This window comes from Pseudomonas sp. GL_093 (assembly GCF_057837605.1).
Window position 1 is genome coordinate 5,468,743 of sequence record NZ_CM174448.1, and the last position, 22,772, is coordinate 5,491,514.

The 22,772-nt window shown below is 56.4% G+C and carries 16 protein-coding genes; 5 read left to right on the forward strand and 11 right to left on the reverse strand.

The features are described 5' to 3' along the window. Positions 1 to 74: 74 nt before the first annotated feature. Positions 75 to 1,094 carry an arginine/ornithine succinyltransferase subunit alpha gene (gene aruF, locus AC3IUE_RS25225; protein WP_056741423.1) on the reverse strand — a complete coding sequence of 340 codons (1,020 nt, stop codon included), beginning with the start codon at positions 1,092 to 1,094 and terminating at the stop codon, positions 75 to 77. A gap of 228 nt (positions 1,095 to 1,322) precedes the next feature. After that, a complete protein-coding gene (locus AC3IUE_RS25230) occupies positions 1,323 to 2,543 on the reverse strand; it encodes an aspartate aminotransferase family protein (RefSeq protein WP_461999588.1) in 1,221 nt (406 codons plus the stop codon). A gap of 287 nt (positions 2,544 to 2,830) precedes the next feature. Between AC3IUE_RS25230 and AC3IUE_RS25235 the strand changes: the two genes are divergently transcribed. Beyond that, on the forward strand, positions 2,831 to 7,696 hold the full coding sequence (locus AC3IUE_RS25235) for a dermonecrotic toxin domain-containing protein (RefSeq protein WP_489264107.1): 4,866 nt from the start codon (positions 2,831 to 2,833) through the stop codon (positions 7,694 to 7,696). A 31-nt stretch (positions 7,697 to 7,727) separates the two neighbouring features. Here AC3IUE_RS25235 and argR read toward each other — a convergent pair whose 3' ends face one another. From argR to acs, 7 genes are all read right to left on the reverse strand, one after another. Then, entirely contained in the window at positions 7,728 to 8,708 is a 981-nt protein-coding gene (gene argR / locus AC3IUE_RS25240; RefSeq protein ID WP_046045451.1) for a transcriptional regulator ArgR, read from the reverse strand. A 113-nt stretch (positions 8,709 to 8,821) separates the two neighbouring features. Next, positions 8,822 to 9,586 carry an ABC transporter ATP-binding protein gene (locus AC3IUE_RS25245; RefSeq protein WP_056741427.1) on the reverse strand — a complete coding sequence of 255 codons (765 nt, stop codon included), beginning with the start codon at positions 9,584 to 9,586 and terminating at the stop codon, positions 8,822 to 8,824. A 27-nt stretch (positions 9,587 to 9,613) separates the two neighbouring features. Continuing rightward, on the reverse strand, positions 9,614 to 10,726 hold the full coding sequence (locus AC3IUE_RS25250) for a M14 family metallopeptidase (protein ID WP_056741428.1): 1,113 nt from the start codon (positions 10,724 to 10,726) through the stop codon (positions 9,614 to 9,616). Position 10,727: 1 nt separating this feature from the next. After that, a complete protein-coding gene (locus AC3IUE_RS25255; protein WP_056741429.1) occupies positions 10,728 to 11,426 on the reverse strand; it encodes an ABC transporter permease in 699 nt (232 codons plus the stop codon). Next, a complete protein-coding gene (locus AC3IUE_RS25260) occupies positions 11,423 to 12,112 on the reverse strand; it encodes an ABC transporter permease (protein ID WP_008154330.1) in 690 nt (229 codons plus the stop codon). Before AC3IUE_RS25260 ends, AC3IUE_RS25255 begins: the two co-directional genes overlap by 4 nt. A gap of 91 nt (positions 12,113 to 12,203) precedes the next feature. After that, complete coding sequence (locus AC3IUE_RS25265) at positions 12,204 to 12,977, reverse strand: ABC transporter substrate-binding protein (RefSeq protein WP_008154331.1); 774 nt, start codon at positions 12,975 to 12,977, stop codon at positions 12,204 to 12,206. 708 nt (positions 12,978 to 13,685) lie between these two features. Continuing rightward, the gene (acs, locus tag AC3IUE_RS25270; protein WP_056741430.1) at positions 13,686 to 15,641 is read right to left on the reverse strand and encodes an acetate--CoA ligase; all 1,956 of its coding nucleotides are present in this window, start codon (positions 15,639 to 15,641) and stop codon (positions 13,686 to 13,688) included. A gap of 413 nt (positions 15,642 to 16,054) precedes the next feature. Between acs and AC3IUE_RS25275 the strand changes: the two genes are divergently transcribed. The 4 genes from AC3IUE_RS25275 to AC3IUE_RS25290 all read left to right on the forward strand — a co-directional run bounded on the left by AC3IUE_RS25275 (position 16,055) and on the right by AC3IUE_RS25290 (position 19,465). Further along, a complete protein-coding gene (locus AC3IUE_RS25275) occupies positions 16,055 to 16,318 on the forward strand; it encodes a DUF2790 domain-containing protein (protein WP_008145979.1) in 264 nt (87 codons plus the stop codon). Positions 16,319 to 16,508: 190 nt separating this feature from the next. Beyond that, positions 16,509 to 16,784, forward strand: a complete 276-nt coding sequence (locus AC3IUE_RS25280; RefSeq protein WP_489264108.1) for a hypothetical protein — start codon at positions 16,509 to 16,511, stop codon at positions 16,782 to 16,784. 518 nt (positions 16,785 to 17,302) lie between these two features. Beyond that, a complete protein-coding gene (locus tag AC3IUE_RS25285; RefSeq protein ID WP_008034875.1) occupies positions 17,303 to 18,553 on the forward strand; it encodes a ribonucleotide-diphosphate reductase subunit beta in 1,251 nt (416 codons plus the stop codon). A gap of 366 nt (positions 18,554 to 18,919) precedes the next feature. Next, complete coding sequence (locus tag AC3IUE_RS25290; protein WP_489264109.1) at positions 18,920 to 19,465, forward strand: BRO-N domain-containing protein; 546 nt, start codon at positions 18,920 to 18,922, stop codon at positions 19,463 to 19,465. A gap of 57 nt (positions 19,466 to 19,522) precedes the next feature. On the opposite strand, the gene AC3IUE_RS25295 is transcribed toward AC3IUE_RS25290, so the two are convergent. Together AC3IUE_RS25295 and AC3IUE_RS25300 are read right to left on the reverse strand one after the other, a co-directional pair. Then, positions 19,523 to 20,812 (reverse strand): McrC family protein, encoded by a 1,290-nt coding sequence (locus tag AC3IUE_RS25295; protein WP_489264110.1) that lies wholly within the window; start codon positions 20,810 to 20,812, stop codon positions 19,523 to 19,525. Then, a complete protein-coding gene (locus AC3IUE_RS25300; protein WP_489264111.1) occupies positions 20,809 to 22,728 on the reverse strand; it encodes an AAA family ATPase in 1,920 nt (639 codons plus the stop codon). Before AC3IUE_RS25300 ends, AC3IUE_RS25295 begins: the two co-directional genes overlap by 4 nt. Positions 22,729 to 22,772: the final 44 nt, after the last annotated feature.

Sequence of the window (22,772 nt, forward strand, 5' to 3'; positions counted from 1 at the left end):
TCAAACGGGCCGCTTGCGCCACCCGTGAAACTTCGCTGCTTTCTAGGCAATTCTCTCTAGGATTAAAGCAGGCGTTAAACCGCCACCAGGCGCACGCTGGCACCTTCACCGACGCCCAGGGCTTCGGCCGCTTCAAGATCCAGAGTCACGGGTTTGCCCGGCGCGTAATCGAGCTCAAGCAAAACGGCGCGGTAATCCTGCAACTGGGCGTTGGCCACCAGGTACTGACGACCGGCGCCTTTGACCGGCTCGCCGATTTTCACCGGGACTACTCGGCTCTGGGCGATCGAACGGATCCCCGAGACACGGGCGTGCAGAGTCGGCCCACCGTCGAAAATGTCGATGTAGTGATCGGTCTCGAAGCCTTCGCGCATCAGGATGTCGAAGGTGATCTGCGCCCGTGGGTGCACCTGGCCCATCGCCTCTTGAGCGGAGTCCGGCAGCAGCGGCACATAGATCGGGTAATGCGGCATCAGCTCGGCCAGGAACGTCCGGCTCTTCAGACCGCACAGACGCTCGGCAGCGGCGTAGTTGAGGTCGAAGAAATTACGACCGATGGCATCCCAGAACGGCGAATCACCATTTTCATCGCTATAACCGACGATCTCGGTCACCACAGAATCGGCGAAACGCTCCGGATGGCTGGCGACGAACAACAAGCGACCACGGGAGTTGAGTTCCGACCAGGCCGACCCCACCAGCTCCGGCAGCACGTAGAAACTGGTCAGCAAGCTGTTGCCGGTCAGGTCGTGGCACTGGGAGAGCACGTGGATCTTGTTGTGAATCTTCAGCTCGCGGGAGGCGTGCACAAAGGTTTCATTACGGAAGCTGTAGAACGGCTCGGAATAACCGGCCGACGCAACGATGGCCGAGCAGCCCACCAGTTTGCCGGTGGCGGTGTCTTCGAGGACGAAGAAATAGCTCTCTTCACCGTTGAAGCTGACTTCGGCGGAGAACGAGGCTTCGCTTGCTGCGATCTTGTCGCTCAGGCGTTCAACGTCATCCGGCAAGGAAGTGACACCAATCGGGCTGTCCGCAGCCAGACGCTGTACCTCGCCCAGATCAGCCATTTGCGCGGGGCGCATCACCAGCATGGTGTCACTCCTTTCTCTCAGAACTTACAGAAGAAAAAAACCGGGCCATCCCTGAAACAACTCAGAGTCAACTGTGGGAGCTAGCCTGCTAGCGATATCGTCCTGTCAGGCAACAATGATGTTGGCTATCAGGCCCTCATCGCTAGCAGGCTAGCTCCCACACTTTTGATCCAGCCCGGTACAAAAATTTGGATCGACGCCTGAAAATGTCAGGCGTCGAAGGGTCTATCAGGCTTGAGTCAGTTTGGCCGCGGCGCGCTCGAAACGGTCCAGACCGGCATCGATATCGGCGTCTTCAACCACCAGGCTTGGCGCGAAACGAACCACGTCCGGGCCGGCTTGCAGAATCATCAGGCCTTCTTTTTCAGCGGCGTTGAAGATGTCCTTGGCCTTGCCTTTCCAGGCATCGTTCAGCACGCAACCGATCAACAGGCCCATACCACGGACCTGGGTGAACAGGCCGTACTTCTCACCGATCTGTTCCAGGCGGGCCTTGAACTTGTCGTGTTTGGCGTTGACGCCGGCCAGCACTTCAGGGGTATTAACGATGTCGATCACGGCTTCAGCGACAGCACACGCCAGCGGATTGCCGCCATAGGTGGTGCCGTGAGTGCCGACGACCAGGTGTTTGGCCAGGTCTTCGGTGGTCAGCATCGCGGCGATTGGGAAACCACCGCCCAGGCTCTTGGCGCTGGTCAGGATGTCCGGGGTCACGCCGTAATGCTGGTAGGCGAACAGCTTGCCGCTGCGGCCCATGCCAGTTTGCACTTCGTCGAAAATCAGCAGCGCGTTGTGTGCGGTGCACAGTTCACGGGCGCCTTGCAGGTACTCGAGTTCGGCCGGGATCACGCCGCTCTCGCCCTGGATCGGTTCCAGAACCACAGCGCACGTCTTGTCGGAAATGGCGGCTTTCAGCGCAGCCAGATCGTTGTACGGCACGTGGGTGATACCGGTGATCTTCGGACCGAAACCATCGGAGTACTTCGACTGGCCACCGACGTTCACGGTGAACAGGGTACGGCCGTGGAAGCTGTTGAGCGCGGCGATGATTTCGTACTTCTCGCTGCCGAAACGATCGAAACCGACGCGACGGGCCAGCTTGAAGGCGGCCTCGTTGGCTTCGGCGCCGGAGTTGCAGAAGAACGCGCGATCGGCAAACGTGGCGTCGACCAGCTTATGGGCCAGGCGCAAGGCCGGCTCATTGGTGAAGACGTTGGACACGTGCCACAGCTTGTTCGCCTGCTCGGTCAAGGCAGCGACCAGCGCCGGGTGCGCATGGCCCAATACGTTAACGGCAATCCCGCCGGCGAAGTCGATCAGCTCGCGGCCAGACTGGTCCCAGACGCGGGAGCCGGCGCCACGAACAGGAATGAAAGCGGCAGGCGCGTAGTTGGGAACCATTACCTGGTCGAAATCGGCGCGTTGTACCGCAGCGTGCTCAACGGACATCGGAGTCTCCTGATGAGGAACACTCGCCTGAAACTGGCGAGCGATGGGGGGATTGTAAGGACAGTTTTCAGCCCGGCCTTGCCGCCAAGCGACAACTTCTTATAGCGCAAACCCCGGTTTCAGCCGGGTTTACGGCAATGCGACATATAGCGTCGCAAAGGCGCAGTTTAAACTGCCGGCACAGGTTATAGGCAGGGTTGTCGAGCGGTGCGGTAAATATGTACCGCACGGAACCGATCATCGTCTGTTTTGCTGGTGGCTCATTCAAAACGCTAAGGGAATAGCGCATGAGCCGATACGAGAACGATCGCCTTTCCACTACTGGAGGCAGTGAATCCGCTACGCAACCGGACGATCACTACCATCACCTGTTCAACAATCTGCCAGTCTGGGTATTAGAAGCATCGTCCAGTACACACCGAGCTCTCAAGAACGCCACGTTTATGACGCCGCACTGGCATGGCACCGCAACACCGCTGCAGCACCAGTCGCTGAAAAAGATCAGTCAGGAACACTGGACCCATCGAAATCGTCTGGACTCAATGCTGTCGAAGCTGCAAAGCGCACAAGCCTTTGCCGAACCGCTGCTGAGGCACGCCCTGAAAACCCGGTTCAACCTGGATCTGGACGTCAAAACTACCTTCCTGCGCCTGTACATCCCTCAAACCGTGCCGCTTTTCGGAATCAAGACTGGCGCCGCGCGCACCTGGACCGTGTCGATGCTCGACGCCGTCCTGCATAACTTTCAGGAATCGGAAACAGCGGCAGGGGCTTACGAGTCAGCCTCGACGTTCATCACCAAACCTTCGCCCACAGGGCAGTTCGATACGCTGCCGGCGGTCAAGCAAAAGCTCACTATCCCGGCCTTTGCCCGGTTATGCCGGGAACTGGATATCGGTGCCCGGTACAACGTTTACCTCAAAGACAATCTGGGGCTCTCCAACCCGGTGGCCGGTGCGGTGTTGAAACCGAAGGTGATCGTCTCGCACAAAACAGCACTCCAATCTGCGCTGCAGATGGCGCAAGTCCGAAAGGATATTTCAGCGGATGCCCATCTCTCGATCCTGCGCATTCTGGAAGGGCGTTCGGGTGCTCGACTGGATGGGCAGCCGCTGCAGGGTCACGACCTGACAATGATGTCCTCCTCGCTGACCGGCATTGTCATTTTCGCGGCGAGCCCGGAACGCGCACGCACGGCAACACGGATCATTGCCTACATTCCCGATGATCCAGAGCATCCTCTCAAGGAATACCCGAACACATTGGCGTTCATGGCCGAGCTGACCCGCAAACTGCGCTCGCCCGCTTATCAAACGTTCTTCAGTCGCTTCGTCGACCACAAGGAAAGAGGACATTTTTTCGCGGACCTCAACCGTCGCCTCCAGAGCGTGACCTGGCATCAACACCGACAGGGCGACCCACTGCCGAGCTGGCGCGAAACGCCCATCGACAAGCCTGATTTGCGCTTTTCGGCGACCCCGTTCAGAGCGGACCTGTGGAACCATCTCTATCAGCGACAGCTGAACAAGATCCTCAACGATGCAAGCACGCTCGCCGTCTCCACCGCCACTGCCGACAGCAACGCGCGGTGGGCATTGTGGAATGCCTTCAGCAAAGTGGCCTCGACAATCCTTGAAATCGCGACGTTCGTTGCGCTGCCTTTCGTCCCGTTTCTCGGCGAATTGATGCTCGGCTACATGGCCTACCAGTTACTCGACGAAACCCTCGAAGGCATAGTGGACCTGGCTGAAGGGCTGAAAACAGAAGCGCTCGGGCATCTGATGACGTTCGTCGAAACGGTGGTTCAGGTGGGGACATTTGCGGTGGGCGGCGCCATCGCTGCCCGGACCCTCAGCAGTCTGCTCTCTCGTGAAGCTATTGCGCTTGTCGACCCACTCAAACCCGTCACAACGCCCAAAGGAAAAACCCGCTACTGGAAGCCGGATCTCAAGCCTTACGAACAAGCACTCATTTTGCCCGAAGGAGTAAAACCCGATCATCTCGGCCTCTATCAATACGAGGGCAAGACGCTGCTGCCACTGGAGGAAAAACTGTATGCCGTGAAGCCCGACCGCGCGCCAGGCACGTTTCAGATTAAGCATCCGAACCGAACTGATGCTTATCAGCCACCTCTGCTGCATAACAACCACGGCGCCTGGCACACAGAACTGGAGCAACCGCTGAACTGGGACCGGGGAAAAGTCATGCGCCGCCTCGGCCATAGCGTCGAGTCGTTCACCAACGCCGAGCGCGAACAGATCCTGCGGGTCAGCGGTTACCACGACAACGTAGTGCGCGAAATGCATGTCGAACACTATCGTCCGCCTTCGCTGCTGACAGACACGATCAAGCGTTTCAGGATCAACCGGGACATCGAAACCTTTATCGAGCAGATTGGCAGCGCCCAACCCGAGCGCTATCGCAAGGCCGATCTGATTCTGCAACATCAATTACTGACCAGCTACGACGATTGGCCCGTCGACACGCCAATGCCGGCACCGGAAACCCAAACGCGAGCCTTCAGAAAACAAACGGCCGAACTTGCCCTGAAGCATCACAAATCGCTGTTTGATACACGCTATCGCGCGCAGGAGAAAACCGACAACGTGCAGGTCCAGCGACTGCTCGACGACGTGCATGGATTGCCGACCGATGTCGCGCAAGAGCTGGTGAGCAATGCAACCGGGACCGAGTTACGTCAGCTGCACAACGGTCGCGCGCCCCAACGGCTCAAGGAAGCAGCACTAAAAGCCATGGAGGCCGTACGCGCAGCCCGAGCCTGTGAAGGCCTTTATTCCGACGCTCTGGACAACACCGACACCCACCGACTGGCCTTGCAAAGCCTGAATTCGCTGCCCGGTTTTTCCGCCGAGCTACGTATTGAAGTGAGGGATTACGCCCATGACGGACTTGTGCGCGACAGCATTGGCCAGCTCAATGCACCGACTGTGAAAACACTGGTACGCGCTGAAGTTGGTACTTACCAGGTATATCAAGACAGCGAATCGGCGCCCGGTGATTTTTATCAGTGCCTTTTTCAGGCGCTGCCGCAAGCACAGCGCAACGCGTTGAGCCCATCGATCGCAAATGCTCACGCACTCAGACTACACATCGCCGAACATGCACTGAACCAACCGGCACTACGCAAGCTGTTTGCAAAAAATCCCAATCGAAAACCGTTCTACGATCCGACGACCATGCGCTTGCCTGGCGGCTCGGATGGATACCGACGCAGTTACTTCCCGACGCCGTCCCTCAACGACCGTGTTCGCGAGGTTTACCCCAGCCTTTCCGAGGAGCAACTCCAGTCTGTTGTTCTCCAGTTACAAACACATCCCGATGGCGCTCGCATGGAGCTCTCACGCCTGTCCAGCGAACTCTCGCGACTGAATCAGGACCTGAACACCTGGATAAATGACTCGCCCACTGTTCACCCGCAAACTCGAGTCCCCCTGAGCGAACTGGAACGACAGGCCGCTCGACACAATCGCAGGCTACTGGCCCAGGAAATCCAGCGAACTTGGCGCCGACAATCAGAGCAGGACTTCAATGGCCCGGATGACACGCCACGCTATGCACTCAGATTTTCCGAGCCGATTCTTGGCGATCTACCGACGCTGACGGCCGATTTCCCCCATGTGTCATTGCTGTCCCTTGAAGGCAGTCATGCTGCGCAGGGTGTTCCCGAGTTTCTTCAGCGCTTCACCAGCTTGCGCCGCCTCGATTTAAAACGCTTTTCCCTGACCGCCCTCCCCGAGGCCATTCCTCGAATGACGGACCTTGATGCGCTGGTGTTAAGCGATTGCGGAATCAGGTTCGATGCAGCCAACTGGGCGAAACTGTCTTCATTGAACAAGCTGGTCATGCTGGATCTGTACCAGAACCCGTTCACTATGGTGCCCAGTGTCGAATCCATGCCTGAGCTGGTTCACCTGGACCTGAGCCGTACCGGCCTGACCGACATTCCCGACAGCGTAATTCGCCACCCCAAACTTGATACCGCCAAGCTGCTACACAACAGGATCAGTGAGCTGCCTTCGCAATTATTCGAAAGCCCGGTGTACACCAAACGCGCAATACACCTGACGCACAATCCGCTTTCGGATAACGCCCGACAACTGATCAAGCATCACTACTTCGACAGCTCATACGATTTGGGTATCTATGCCCCAGAGGCGGACATCAACCGAGTCAGGGCGCTGTACCCGAACCTGGAGGTTGAACAGGCGAGCGAGTTTGTCTATGAACTGGCAGGCACACTGGCAGACGGCCGGATCGAGCTGACAAACCTTGAAGCGGAGTTGGCCCAACTGAGCAACGACCTGGAGGTATGGACTGCCGACCTTCCGGCACAACACCCGTTGACGGGCGAACCGTTCACCGCCCAACAACAGCTTGTCGAACACATGAACCGCGACGAGTTCAAACAGACACTGGAGCAGTGCTGGCGGCATGAAAGCGAACTGGATGACTTCAATGAGGCGCTGGAGCCCACCTATGATCTCGTTTTCGAATCCTACATCAACGGTGACCTGCCTACCCTGAACGCCGACTTCAGTCATGTGACATCGCTGGAGTTACGCAGCGCCGACGGAGTGACCCGCGCCGGGCATTTTCTGGTGTCTTTCCCCAAACTCAAAAGACTCAAACTGCGCGACTGTAATCTGGGCAACATTCCCGATGCGGTGTTCAAGATGGGTCAACTGCGGGCGCTGTCGCTCCCTGAATGCCGCGTCACGCTGTCAGCGGAATCGGCAAGTGCGCTGGCGGGAATGGAACAGCTCGATTATCTCGATCTGGCCCACAACCCCCTGGGGCAAACGCCTGACCTGAGTCAGATGATGGAGCTCGCGACCGTACTGCTGAATGACACCGGCATCACCGAAATACCGCACGGTCTGCTGCAAATGACAGAGCTGGACTGGGCCGACCTCAGTGGCAACGCCATCACCGAAGTCCCCAGCGACGTGCTGGAACTGCCGGTGGAAATCGCTGACAACATCAGTTTTCGAGGTAATCGGTTTTCAGGGGAGAGCCTGCTACGGCTGATCGATTACTTCGAACGGACGGGCATGGACTTTGGCGTGGAAGAGGTGATCAATCGAGGTGAGATGGATATCTCGACTTCTGAAGGCTCCGACATGGAGGAGTAAATCAGCCTCAGCAGGTGACGTGGTTGCTCTGTCACCCACGCTCCGAGGGCACCGACGACAATTCGAACGGGCTGCTGCTGCGCCGCTGGTTGCGATCTTCCCGCGGCGTGGCGCCGAAGAAGTTGCGGTAGGCGCTGGAGAAATGCGGCCCCGAGGAGAAGCCACACGACAGGCCGATCTGGATGATCGACTTGCTGGTTTGCATCAACATCTGCCGGGCCTTGTTCAGGCGCAGTTCCAGGTAATACTGGCTCGGCACACGGTTGAGGTATTGCTTGAAGATCCGCTCCAACTGCCGACGGGACACGCACACATGCTGGGCGATTTCGTCGGTGGTCAGCGGCTCTTCGATGTTGGCTTCCATCAGCAGCACGGCTTGCGTGAGCTTTGGATGACTGGAACCCAGGCGGTTTTGCAGCGGGATACGCTGGCGCTCGCCGCCTTCGCGGATGCGCTCGACCACCAGTTCTTCCGACACCGCACCAGCCAGTTCTGCGCCGTGATCACGAGCCAGCACGGCCAGCAGCAAGTCGAGTACCGACAGGCCGCCGCACGCGGTCAGACGATCGCGATCCCAGTCGAACAGATGGCTGGTAGCAATGACTTTCGGGAAACGTTCGGTGAAGTCGTCCTGCCAGCGCCAATGCACGGCAGCGCGATAACCGTCGAGCAAACCCAGTTGCGCCAACGGGTAAACACCGGCCGACAAACCACCGATCACGCAGCCAGCACGCACCAGTTGTTTCAGCGCACTGCTGAGCGCCGGCGCGAGTGTGGTGGGTGGCTCATCGGCGAGCAGGAAGAGTTTTTGGAAGTTTTCGAGCTTGCCGGCCCACGGCTCACCCGGCAATTGCCAGGCGCCTTCGGTCGGCGGTTCGGCCTGCAAAAACGACAGTTCGTAGACAACGTCCGGATGCACACGCTGGGCAACACGCAAGGCCTCCTCAGCCAGCGCAAGCGTCAGTGCTTTAGTGCTGGGCCAAATCAGGAAACCAATTCGATGGGCAGTCATGGCGGGCAATCCGAAACGAAAACAGTGTTAGAAGCCGAAAGCGGCTGCAACCAAATTAGACCATCTGGCGCGCGGTGCGCAGCATGACCTAATTTGGTGCGTAACGGGAGCGATTACTTCAGGCTGCCCGAGAGGAATTGTTGCAGGCGTTCGGACTGTGGATTGACCAGCACCTCACGCGGGTTGCCGCATTCTTCGACGACACCTTTGTGCAGGAACACCAGCTGGTTCGACACTTCACGGGCGAAGCCCATTTCGTGCGTCACCACCACCATGGTCCGGCCTTCCAGCGCCAGGGCCTGCATGACTTTCAGCACGTCGCCGACCAGTTCCGGGTCGAGTGCCGACGTCGGTTCGTCGAACAGCATCACCTCAGGCTCCATCGCCAGCGCACGAGCAATCGCCACACGCTGCTGCTCGCCGCCGGACATGTGGCCCGGGTAAGCATCTTTACGATGGGCGACACCGACCTTGTTCAGGTAGTGCTCGGCCTTCTCGCGGGCTTCGGCCTTGGACATGCCAAGCACGTGAACCGGCGCTTCCATGATGTTTTCCAGCGCGGTCATGTGCGACCACAGGTTGAAATGCTGGAACACCATCGACAGGCGCGAACGCATGCGTTGCAGCTGCTTCGGGTCGGCCGCTTTGAGCGCGCCGTCCTTGTTGGCCACCAGTTTCAGCTCTTCGTTGTTGAGCAGAATCTTGCCCGCGTGCGGCTGCTCCAGCAAGTTGATGCAGCGCAGGAAAGTACTTTTGCCGGAGCCACTGGAGCCGATGATGCTGATCACATCGCCAGCCGCCGCTTTCAGGGACACGCCCTTGAGCACTTCGTGACTGCCATAGCGTTTATGCAGGTCTTGGACTTCAAGTTTGTACATGCGGTCGGTTCTCACAAAAACAGTCAGTCAGTCGTTGAGCAAGCGCCCGTGACGCAGCGCTTCGCGCCCCGCCACCTTGGCCAGCCAGAAACCGGGTTGGGCATAACGCAGCCGTTCAATGGCAAACAGCACCCCGGACGTACCAGCACACACCGTGCTGACCCGATCCGATAACGGATCGATCACTTCGAAAATCTCATCGCCGGCTTCAATCCATTCACCGGGTTTACGCAAGAAACTGATCACGCCAGGGTGTGGCGCAAACAGTAATTCGGTGCCTTCGAACGGCATGCCTTCGCAAGCATCTTGCGCAGGTTTTGGCCATTCGCCGCTGATCAAGCCTTGCTCGGCGAGGAACGCCAGAATGCCTTCGGCGTAAGCGCAGGCTTCGGCGCGACCGGTATCGGCCTGACCGCCTAATTCAATGGTAGTCGCCAGGCAGGCCAGGGGAATCTGCGCATCAGGAAACAGACGCGACAGACGCAACCACGGCAGCGAACACGCTTCATCAAACGAACTGCCACCGGAATCTTCCGCCAGCAGCCCCACCTTCACGTCCAGGTGCGCGGCCAACGAACGCCATTGCGGCCAGTGTTGCGGCAAGGCGTACATGTGCAGCGCCGCTTCGGCATCGCAATGCAGATCCAGCACCACGTCAGCGGTGCAGGCATGACTGAGCAAAATGCGCTGCATGCCTTGCAACTGACTTGTAGCTGGCGGCAATGCGGCGAGCACATCGCTCATGGCCTGACGGATCAGACGGATATTGGCGTGGGGATCATCACCCAGGTGCCCTTCCAGCTCGGCGGCCACTGGCGCGCTCAGCTCGACGAAGTCCCGGTTGAAGTTCTTGCCGCTGCCCGCCTCAAAACGCCCTTGATGATTGCCCTGAAGCAGTTGACCGAGGCCCAGTGGATTGGCCACCGGCACCAGTTCGATCACACCGTTGAGCAAGCCTTGGGCTTCAAGTTCGGTCAGGCGCTTTTTCAGCTCCCAAGCCGTACGCATGCCCGGCAATTCATCGGCGTGCAGGCTGGCCTGGATGTAGGCCTTGCGCTCGCCAGCGCCGAAGCGGAACACCGAAATCTGACGTTCGCTGCCCAAGTGGCTCCACGGCAATGAATGATCGATGCGTTCCATATCAGTGCTTCCGCGGGGCCAGATAGCCCAGCCAGCGGCGCTCCGCCAGTTTGAACAGCTTCACCAGAATGAACGTCAGGCACAGGTAGAACACGCCGGCGGTGATGTAGGCTTCGAACGGCAGGTAGAACTGAGCGTTGACCGTGCGCGCGGCACCGGTGATGTCGATCAGGGTTACGATGGACGCCAGACTGGTGGTCTGCAGCATCATGATCACTTCGTTGCTGTATTGCGGCAGCGCCCGGCGCAGGGCCGACGGCAGCAGAATTCGCTTGTACAACTTGTAGCGCGACATACCCATCGCCTTGGCCGCTTCGATCTCACCATTCGGCGTAGCGCGCAGGCTGCCGGCGATGATTTCAGCGGTGTAGGCGCTGGTGTTGATCGCAAAGGCCAGGCACGCACAGAACGTCGCGCTGGACAGCCACGGCCAGAGGAAACTTTCACGTACCGCTTCGAACTGCGCCAGACCGTAGTAGATCAAGAACAGCTGCACCAGCATCGGTGTACCGCGGATCACGTAGGTGTAGAGCCAGGCGCTCATGTTGACGGCCGCGTTTTTCGAGACGCGCATCAAGCCCAGCGGCAACGCGCACAGCAGGCCGAAAAACAGCGACAGCGCGAGCAATTTGAGGGTGGTCACCAGGCCGCCGAAATACAGCGGCAGGGCCTCCCAAATGACGTTGTAGTCGAAGATCATAGATCAGCCGCCCTTACGCCTACCGAGTAGCGCTTCTCAAGGTGACGCAATGCCAACAACGAGACGCTGGTGATCACCAGGTACATCGCCGCCACTGCGAGGAAGAAGGTGAAAGGCTCGCGGGTGGCATCTGCCGCCTGCTTGGCCTTGAACATCATGTCTTGCAGACCCACCACCGAAATCAGCGCGGTGGCCTTGGTCAGTACCAGCCAGTTGTTGGTGAAACCCGGAATCGCCAGGCGAATCATCTGCGGCACCAACACCCGGAAGAACACCTGAAAACTGCTCATGCCGTACGCCATGCCGGCTTCTGCCTGACCTTTCGGGATCGCCATGAAGGCACCACGGAAGGTTTCCGACAGGTACGCACCGAAGATGAAGCCCAGGGTGCCGATACCGGCGGCCAACGGGTTCAGGTCGATGTAGTCGTCAAAACCGAGCATCGGCGCGACGCGGTTGAGCAGGTCCTGACCACCGTAGAAAATCAGCAGGATCAGCACCAGATCGGGAATACCGCGGATCACCGTGGAATACAGGTCGCCCAGCCAGGCCAGCCAGCGAATCGGGGACAGACGCAGCGCAACGCCGATCAGACCCAGAACAATGGCCAAGACCATGGACGACAAGGCGAGCTGAAGCGTCAGCCATGCGCCATCGAGGATGACAGCCCCGTAGCCTTTCAACATGATTCAGGTCCTCGAAAAGGGGGATGAAAAAATGGCGCAAACCTCAGAGATCCTGTTGCTTGCGCCATTTCGGACTTGTCGCCGGGACGTATTACTTGCCGTAGATATCGAAGGCGAAGTACTTGTCCTGGATTTGCTTGTACTTGCCGTTCTCGCGAATGGCGGTGATCGCGGTGTTGATCTTGTCTTTCAGCGCGTCACCCTTGCGAACCGCGATACCCACGCCGTCGCCGAAATATTTGACGTCGGTGAAGGCCGGGCCAACGAAGGCAAAACCTTTGCCAGCGTCGGTTTTCAGGAAACCGTCATCCAGCAGCGTAGCGTCAGCCACGGTGCCGTCGAGGCGGCCAGCAGCCACGTCGAGGTAGATTTCGTTTTGCGAGCCGTATGGCTTGATCTCGGCACCCAGCGGGGCCAGCACTTCGCGGGCGAAACGCTCGTGGATCGAACCACGTTGCACGCCGATGTTCTTGCCCTTGAGCTCAGCCAGGCTGTCGCTGACTGGAGTGCCGGCCTTCATGACCAGGCGAGCCGGGGTGTTGTAGTACTTGTTGGTGAAGTCCACGGACTTCTTGCGGTCTTCAGTGATCGACATGGACGACAGGATCGCGTCGATCTTGCGCACTTTGAGTGCCGGGATCAGACCGTCGAACTCTTGCTCGACCCAAACGCACTTGACCTTCATCTCTTCGCACAGAGCGTTGCCGATGTCGTAGTCGAAACCAACGATGCTGCCGTCCGGCGCTTTGGAAGCGAACGGAGGGTAAGCCGCTTCGATACCAATTTTCAGAGGCTTTTCATCGGCGAAAGTCGGCAGGGACAGCACGGACAGTGCCAGGGCGCCAAGCAGCACGAGTTTCTTCATCTTGGGACTCCATCGGTAAAGGGCTAAAACGGCAGAGTGAGCGACAGCCCAATATGCGAATGAGTGGAACCGCAAAGCGGTGCTGCGTCGTAGGATTCGCGCGCTTTTTTCAACGCGAGCAACAACGAGCGAGTGATCGGCATTCTAACGACAGGCCCGAAGCCGATATTTCTTCAATGCGACAACTAATTACAGAAGCACCGAGAAAGCCGCTTGGGCGCGTTGACAGCCTTGCAAATTCATGCAAGAGCAAAAGACAGTGAACCGATCTATGCTGCAAATTGCGGGCCTATTATTGGCAAACCCTTCTAATCCGGCAAGCGTAGCGTTGTGTCTTATTTGTTGCAGGGCCTGAAGAGACCCGATGACGGGGCTTTGCGTTTCCCAACGCCCCGTATGGGAGCGAGCGGTTACACATTCAGTTACTTGAACGGTGGCGGGTAACAGTGGGAAAGCGCCTACAACTGAAGCCGATAATTATTGGCAGTTGTTGATGTGGCGCCTAGGTGATCGCTATCGCGAGCAAGCTCGCTCCCACATTTGACCGAGTAATTACAAAGATTTTTGCACCGCCCACAAATCCCCTGTGGGAGCGAGCTTGCTCGCGATGAGGCCTGCCCAAGCACCTGAGATCTAAAACCTGAGCACCATAGAAAAGCCCCGCCAGGCGCAATGCCGGGCGGGGCTTCGATGACTCAGGAACCGCTGTTATGCGACGTTCATGATCTTGTGTTCATCAATCAAATGCTGCACCACACCCGGATCCGCCAGGGTGGAGATATCCCCCAACCCATCGTATTCGGCCGTAGCAATCTTGCGCAGAATACGGCGCATGATTTTACCCGAACGGGTTTTCGGCAGGCCCGGCGCCCACTGGATAACATCCGGCGAGGCAATCGGACCGATCTCTTTACGCACCCAGTTTTTCAGCTCCAGACGCAGCTGCTCGCTCGGTTCTTCGCCACCGATCAACGTGACATAGACATAGATGCCCTGCCCTTTGATGTCGTGCGGCACACCGACCACGGCTGCTTCGGCGACTTTCGGGTGGGCAACCATCGCGCTTTCAATCTCGGCGGTCCCCATGCGGTGGCCGGACACGTTGAGCACGTCATCCACGCGACCGGTAATCCAGTAGTAACCGTCTTCGTCACGACGCGCACCGTCACCGGTGAAGTACATGCCGCGGAACGTCTTGAAGTAGGTATCGACGAATCGGTCATGGTCGCCATACAGCGTACGCGCCTGGCCTGGCCACGAATCGAGAATCACCAGGTTGCCCTCGGCAACGCCTTCGATGATGTTGCCCAGGTTATCCACCAACGCTGGCACTACACCGAAGAACGGACGTGCCGCAGAACCCGGCTTGAGCGCATGCGCACCCGGCAGCGGGCTCATCATGTTGCCGCCCGTTTCGGTCTGCCACCAGGTGTCGACGATCGGGCAACGGGATTGGCCGACGTTCTTGTAGTACCAGTCCCACGCTTCCGGGTTGATCGGCTCACCGACCGAACCCAACAGTCGCAGGCTGCTGCCATCAGCGCCTTCAACAGCGGCTTTACCCGACGCCATCATCGCGCGGATCGCGGTTGGCGCGGTGTAGAGGATATTGACCTTGTGCTTGTCGACGATTTTCGCCACCCGGGTGATGTCCGGATAGTTCGGCACACCTTCGAACAGCAGCGTGGTCGCGCCATTGGCCAGCGGGCCGTAGACAATGTAACTGTGGCCGGTGACCCAACCGACGTCGGCGGTGCACCAGTAGACTTCGCCCGGACGGTAGTCGAACACGCGCTCGTGAGTCATCGCCGCGTACAACAGGTAGCCGGCGGTGGTGTGCTGCACGCCCTTCGGCTTGCCGGTCGAGCCGGAGGTATAAAGGATGAACAGCGCTTCTTCAGCACCCATCTCTTTCGGCGCGCAGACACTGCCCGCCACTTTCATCAGGTCTTCGTACCAGATGTCGCGATGCTGGTTCCACTTGATGTTGCCACCGGTGCGCTTGCACACGATGACTTTCTGGATGCTGCTGGTTTCCGGGTTGGTCAGCGCGTCGTCGACGTTGGTCTTGAGTGGAATCTTCTTGCCGGCACGAACGCCTTCATCAGCCGTGATCACCACTTTGGATTTGCAGTCGATGATCCGACCCGCCAGGGCTTCCGGCGAGAAACCACCAAACACCACCGAGTGAATCGCGCCGATCCGGGTACACGCCAGCATGGCGACCACGGCTTCGGGGATCATCGGCATATAGATAGTCACCACGTCGCCGCGGTGCACATCCTGGCCACGCAGAGCGTTGGCGAACTTGCAGACTTGTTCGTGCAGCTCGCGGTAGGTGATGTTGCGGCTTTCGGCAGGGTCATCCCCTTCCCAAATGATCGCGACTTGATCGCCGCGCTCGGCCAGATGACGGTCGAGGCAGTTGTAGGAAACGTTCAGGGTGCCGTCGGCGAACCATTTGATGTCGACATGGTGGTCGTCGAAGGAGGTCTGTTTCACCGTGGTGAAAGGCTTGATCCAGTCGAGGCGCTTGGCTTGCTCGCGCCAGAAGCCGTCCGGGTTAACGACGGACTGCTGGTACATGGCCTTGTAGGTCGCCTCGTCAGTCAGCGTGTTGGCCAAAACCTCGGGACGAACGGGATACAGAGAAGCCGCACTCATCTTTGTTACCTCGGTGGAATAGTTGTTTTTGTATGACCCAGTTGTAGCCGGGCCGGGCCTATAGAACCATTCGACGATGGTAGTAACAAGCCCCTACAAAATGTGGCTATACCTCGCCGAGGCGCTCAAGGCCGTTGATTTCAGGGGCTTTGGGCATTTATGACATTGGCTTCATCAGCGAGCCAAAGGTCGCTTTTCGGGGATTGTTACAGGATCTGCCAATAGTGTTTATCAAAAGCACGCCTATATGAATGTAAACCCCACGCCTAAAATCAGCCTCGCCAACCAGGCAACGTGATTAACCAAGTTGCAGCCCCCACGAAGGCAGTTAATCCAAAACCAGTACTTAAGTTCTACACGCAACCCTAAAAAGGTTGCGTGACCCCACTCGACCTCTAAAAGGTAAATCTGAAATGAAAGCTTTATTAGTTCTGGCCCTCAGCAGCCTGTGCGCAACCGCCATGGCAGACGAGGTCCCGACTGATGTCGCACAGCAGCAACCCGCCGTTGAGGAATACACTTACTCCACCCACCTGGACATCGCCAAAGTTATCTCCATGAGCGAAATCCCGAATGTGTGTGAAGTTGTTCCGGCGAAAATGGAATACGACGACTCTAAAGGCCAACGCCACATTCTTCGTTACAGCGTCATGGGTAACGGCTGCTCTAACGGCTAATCACCCGCTCTCACCCTCCCAAGGTTCGACCCACCTGCCTGCTATTTAAGGCAGATGAAGCGCCGAACCTTAGATATCTACTTATTCGATTATTTAAAGCGTTTATTTGCGCTTTTTAATCAAATTATCTGGCCTTAGTATGAATTCCACACCCAAGGCACAAAACGCCAACGAACTTGGAGCCACTACCATGAAAACCAAACTGATCCTCGCCCTGACCCTCTCTGTCCTGGCCGCTAACACCTTCGCCGCTGACGGCTACGACCGCACTGGCTCGGCTGCTTACACCACTGAAGCGGCTGTCGCTTCTGACGGTTACGACCATACCGGTTCGGCGTCTTTCGCCTCCGATGGCTCCGACCACACGGGCGCTGCCAAACTCGCTTCTGACGGTTTTGATCACACCAGCGCTGCCAAAGTCGCTGCCGATGGCGCAGATCACGTGGGCGCCGCTCGCCTCAGCTGATCATCAAGCGTGACTTTACAGCCCGGCTTCGGCCGGGCTTAGTTGTGTCTGGGGGCATCGAAAAGTGACTCAAAACACAACATGTAGTGAAAAACGCAGTTTTCTGGCTATTTTTTGAACAAAAAAATTGCCCACCAAAATTTATGAAAAAAAATCTGCACCCGCGACATCCAGCCAAAGCCCTGTAAACCCTCGCTCCAACCGAAAAACACTCCTTCTCGACCGCTCCATGCGCGGATTCGCCCCACCACGGCCGCAAAAATTTCCCTATAATGCCGGCTTAAACGGGCCTGCAATATTCCCTTACAGGGATAACAGCCAGTCTGAAGCCCACGCCGAAGTCTTCACCGATTTCTGCGCCCCTCAGAGGCTCTCGGAACCCCGTACAAAATTATGTTTATTTGCCTGCGTGTACCGCTGCAAAAAACGCTATCCAACGCGGCCAGTACGGTCGTGTGAAAAACCAACCAATCAGTTTTCACACGGGCATCTGGCCCTCACGCAGGAGACGACACGTCATGCTGAGCTGGGACGAATTCGACAAAGAAGACAGCGGCGAAACCGTTGTAAAAGGCGCCAACGCCGGGCACGCAACTGAAGCCAACATGGACCGCCTCGACACCGCTGGTGGCGTCGCGGCGCAAGAAGCCCGCGCTGTAACCGCGTCCGACTCCGCCGCAATCGCCCGTGCAAAAGCTGCCCTGGACAACCTCGACATCGCCGAAGGCCTCGCCGAACTCGAAGGCGCCTCCGCCCGTGTGGCGGTCGACGAAAAGCGCATGATCAACTGCCGCGCCGACCTCAACCAGCTCGTCCCGTTCAAGTACGACTGGGCCTGGCAGAAGTACCTGGACGGTTGCGCAAACCACTGGATGCCGCAAGAAGTCAACATGACCGCCGACATCGCCCTCTGGAAAGACCCGGAAGGCCTGACCGACGACGAGCGCCGCATCGTCATGCGCAACCTCGGCTTCTTCTCCACCGCCGACTCCCTGGTTGCCAACAACCTGGTGCTGGCCGTGTACCGCCTGATCACCAACCCGGAATGCCGCCAGTACATCCTGCGCCAGGCGTTCGAAGAGGCGATCCACACCCACGCCTACCAGTACTGCATCGAATCGTTGGCCATGGATGAAGGCGAGATCTTCAACATGTACCACGAGATCCCATCGGTCGCGAAAAAAGCCACCTGGGGCCTGAAATACACCCGTTCGATCTCCGATCCGAAGTTCGAAACCGGCACCGTCGAAACAGACAAAGAACTGCTGCGCAACCTGATCGCCTACTACTGCGTTCTGGAAGGCATCTTCTTCTACTGCGGCTTCACCCAGATCCTCTCCATGGGCCGCCGCAACAAAATGACCGGCGTCGCCGAGCAGTTCCAGTACATCCTGCGCGACGAATCCATGCACCTGAACTTCGGCATCGACGTGATCAACCAGATCAAAATCGAAAACCCGCACTTGTGGGATGCTGAAATGAAGGAAGAAGCTTCGCAGATGATTCTGCAAGGCACTCAGCTGGAAATCGAATACGCGCGCGACACCATGCCTCGCGGCGTGTTGGGCATGAACGCGGCGATGATGGAGGACTACCTGAAGTTCATCGCTAACCGTCGCCTGTCGCAGATTGGGTTGAAGGAAGAGTATCCAGGGACGACTAACCCGTTCCCTTGGATGAGCGAGATTATGGACTTGAAGAAAGAGAAGAATTTCTTTGAGACTCGGGTTATTGAATACCAAACCGGCGGTGCGCTTAGCTGGGATTGATTTCCTAGCTAACCGTGATTTGACGATTGCACTCTGAATCGAAAAATCGAAAAGCAAAAGCCCCGATCTGATCGGGGCTTTTTTATGGGTGAATGAAAATGCTTTTTTCATCCCTACGCTACGACGTCAAAACTCCTACAAAACTTACAGCTGCTTCCGCGTTGATGCCCCATCAAAGCACCTCTAAGCTTCATTGCAGGTGCCTAAGAAACGCCCAACGTAGAAAGCTTGGTCAATCACACAGATGCGCAATTCACCCTATGGTGGTTTGTCGTTCGAAGGTGACGGCTTTGCTCGTTGGGATTTCTTAATTCCACTCTACGTTGGGTCTAGCCCTGCCCCCTTAATACGTAGAGGTCACGGATTATGTCTACTCAACTCGCATCCAGAAGTTTACCCACACCAATGAACGACGAGTGGGAGCCTCTCGCATCCACCCTATTCACTCGCCACGACATTCATCTCCACGCCCTACTCTTCGAAAACCAAGCCTGGTTTTGCGCGCGTGATATAGGGCGGCTGATGGGCAAGTATTGGGATGAGCGAATGTCCCGAAAACTCGATACAGATCAGCGACGGATGTTGTTGGTGCACGCTCACGGAGTAGCAGAGGAACGACTGATGCTCAGCGAATCGGGCGTGTATGCATTATTGGTTTATCACTATTGCCCGGAATATCGCTCACTACGCGAATGGCTGACGCATCAGGTTGTAGCTGCACTGCGTGACGCAAGACCATCGCGGGCAGTTGAGCGGCCGACCTTGAGCGTTTTGGATTGGCCACAGATGCAACTGAGTTTGCTGCATTGGCAGAATGAACCATGGATTCGGATGCGGGACATGCCTTGCATCCTGCCGACCCAACAGCAAACCTCCTGGTGGAGGAAAGCTTCACGGCTATTTCTATTTTAGAAAGCCGTTAAAGATGGGTGCAGCTTTCTGCACCCGTTTGATTGGGAACGTTGAGTGTCACGCCGATTGCTGTTGCTGAGAGTGAAGCGGGAACCCTTCAGGAGCCCCTAACAATACGCCACGTTCCATATCAAACGGCAGTACCCAAAGTGCAAGCTGCGGAGCGAACTCGAATACCTGCAGCGGCGCATCAAATGCAGATCGTCTGGGGTAAATCAGCATCAACTCCCCCTCGCCCTCGAGGTATTTGTGGCCATAAGCGAACAACTGATAAAAATCGGACTGCTTCAAACCGTAGCTTTTATCCTCAGCGGATGAACTCAACCGCTTCCATTTTGTGTCCAGCACCCAGCTTTTTTGTTGATAGTGAACCATCAGATCCGGCCGTAGCTGGAAGAAGTTTTTGCCTTTGTGCTGACACAAATACTCACTGTGGGATTGAGTTTGCAGTTGGGCATCGCCCTGCAAATCCCTGCCAAGACTCGCAGCTACATAGCGCTCAAACAGCCGTTCCATCGGGAACAACAAGCTCATGCCATGCCAATCTCCAGCAACCGCCAAAGGCATCTGTTGCTTGATGATCAGCTCGCACCAGGGTTTTACCGGGACGTAGTGCGCCATCAGTCGCTCGTTGCTCCATTGTTTAAAATCCTGTTGCACGTCACGGCTTGTTGGCACCTCTAACAAGACACTTCTTAGCTCATGAGCCAGTCGCCAATTACCGGCATCATTAGTCGTTTTGCAGACCTGATCTAACGCTAATTTGAGCAACCGATTTTCTGGTCGGTCGGGCAGATAGATGTCGTGTCGAATCTGAAAATGGTGCTGACGACCTGGGAGTTGGCGCATCTGCTTGACCACATCCAATTGACCACGCAGGAACCGTTGCTCCTCCTCTACGCGCTGGTAGTCAAAGCGTAGACCTCGCTTGATCAAATGATCCAGAGCCAGCAAGAATCGGCCTATGACCCATTCGCTCAACGGCGCATCGAAGTTTTGTAGATCCGCCGCGCCAACTTCTCGGGTAGGCAAATTTAGAGATGCTTGGATCATGCGTCGCAACAATGCTCTGCTCTGCTTGATACAGTCCTCTTGCTCAAAATGCTTGGGAAGAATTTCGAGACGAGTGCCGCAGGGTGTTTCCAGTACACCGACATAATTGTCGAGTTTCAGTAAACGACGGTTCTCAAGTTGAACCAGCGCAGCTCCAGCATTGCTGAAAGAAGCGTTGAGTTTGCATAGCCAGTCAAAGACAGACACTGATACTTGCGCAAGATCCAACGTCGGCGCAGTCACCTTATCCGTCGTCAGTCTCGCGTACTCTCGAACCGTGATGACGGGTTTCACGCCGTCACACCTTTCTCAGCTTCGATAACGCCTTGCAGGTTCAACGAGATCGCTTCGTGATCAACGACGCCGCAAAAAGACTCAATCCGGTCGAAGGCGCCTTCGTTGATAAGCCATTGGTTATTTTGGTTACTGAGCACCACTTGATCACCGAACAACGATCCCGGATTGAACGGTGGCTGTTTGATAAAGCAATTTTCAGGGGCCTTGCGATGATCGTTAAGCACCCACTGAATTCGCAGCCAGTCCTCGAAAAAGTACTCTTGCAGCAATGGGAGCACTTGCTCACGAAAGATTTTTCCCAGCCGTTTCAGCGTAGGTTCACTCTCTAAAGGCATGAAATACGCGTGCCCCAAACAATGATCACGGTCTAGCAGCATTTCGATTCGCTGATTCATCACGGTAAGGAGCTGGGCGAGGTTGAGTTCGCCCACGAAAATATTTTTCAGTAGCTCAGGCTTCGGCGGCATTTCACGGAAAGTGAAACGACGACGCAACGCGATGTCTAGACCCGCCAGCGAGCGATCAGCAGTGTTCATAGTACCAATGAGATAGACATTACTAGGAACGCTGAAATGATCCTTCGAATACGGCAGCGTCACCTTCAATGCCTCATCAGCTCCGGCACGCTTGGACGGTTCTATGAGCGTAATCAGCTCGCCAAAAATTCGTGAAATGTTGCCGCGATTTATTTCATCGATGATGAGAACGCGCGCATTTCTAGTTTGGGCTGATACTTTTAGCTTTGCGCGATCGGATGGATTATCCAAAATTCGCTCAACCAAAACCGGCAGAATATTGTTGTAACCATTGATCAGAAATGGCTCCAGTTTGGTTTCTGAGACTTTGTCAAAAACCAGCTTGTTGCGAATGTCTGAGACGGTTAATCGATCAGAACGCACATACTCAGCAAGTGTGTTAAGAATGCTCATTCCAATCGGCAGTTCTTTTCCGTTGGGTTTAACCAAATTGAGCAACTCTTCAGAAGCACTCGCGACGACGTACCCGGAACCAAATGACTCCCCTTTCGTAAAGCGAACACCTGGATTCACGCTCGTTGCAGAGTCTTGTGGTGGAGCTCCTAGCAACTGAGCTAGCTTTCCGCGATCCAGCGATCCAGATCCCAACTCATAAAGAGTTCGCTGGGTGAATTTGCCATTTATAAGTTGATCATGAGGTAGGGAAGGCTCATAAATTCGCAACCATTTCACTGCGCGACATTGCCCGTACTCAAAGCCTTGATCCTCACGATTTAAGCAATGGTACTCACCGGTCACTTCACCAATCGCCCGAAATTTGGTGTTGCCCTCCGTCACTACCAGCAAATCACCAATTTGCATTTTCAGTAGAAAGCTGTGAACCGCTGTAATCCCATAAGCATTTTCGGGTAGAACCTCACCAGCGTCAGCAAAGCGTCGGGCAATATCTTCTCGGCTCTTGCAGCCACTGAAATCGATGCACCGGCCGTAACCCAGCAGAGCGTAATTATTCTCTTTGCATTCATCAAAAATGTACGCATCGTTACCGTGAATGTTGCCCAACGACATCTTCCAGACACGACGTCGCTCTATATCATTCGGCGCAGAGGCTTGGTGGGTAACCTTAGTAATGGCAGTGGTACACAAATTTTTGAAGACGCCATCGACAACCTCATACCGTAACTGTCCCTCCTCTCCGCTTTCCGCACGAAGACCTTCGACAAAGTCCTCATAGCTAAAGCTTTGATGAAACGTAACAAACTCGATATGTCTATCCGCCGCTAACTCATCAAAACGCTTTTTCAGAGCGCCCCGATCGTCTTTGTTGGCCTGAAGAAACTCAGGAGCAAGAATTTCCAGCGCAGCCTCGATGGTCGCGTAAGTCTTGCCGGTTCCAGGGGGGCCAAACAAGATTTGGTTAAGTGCAGGAGAAGTCATCGAGTCGCTATCCTTGCTACATGAGCAAAATTGGGTATCGCGGG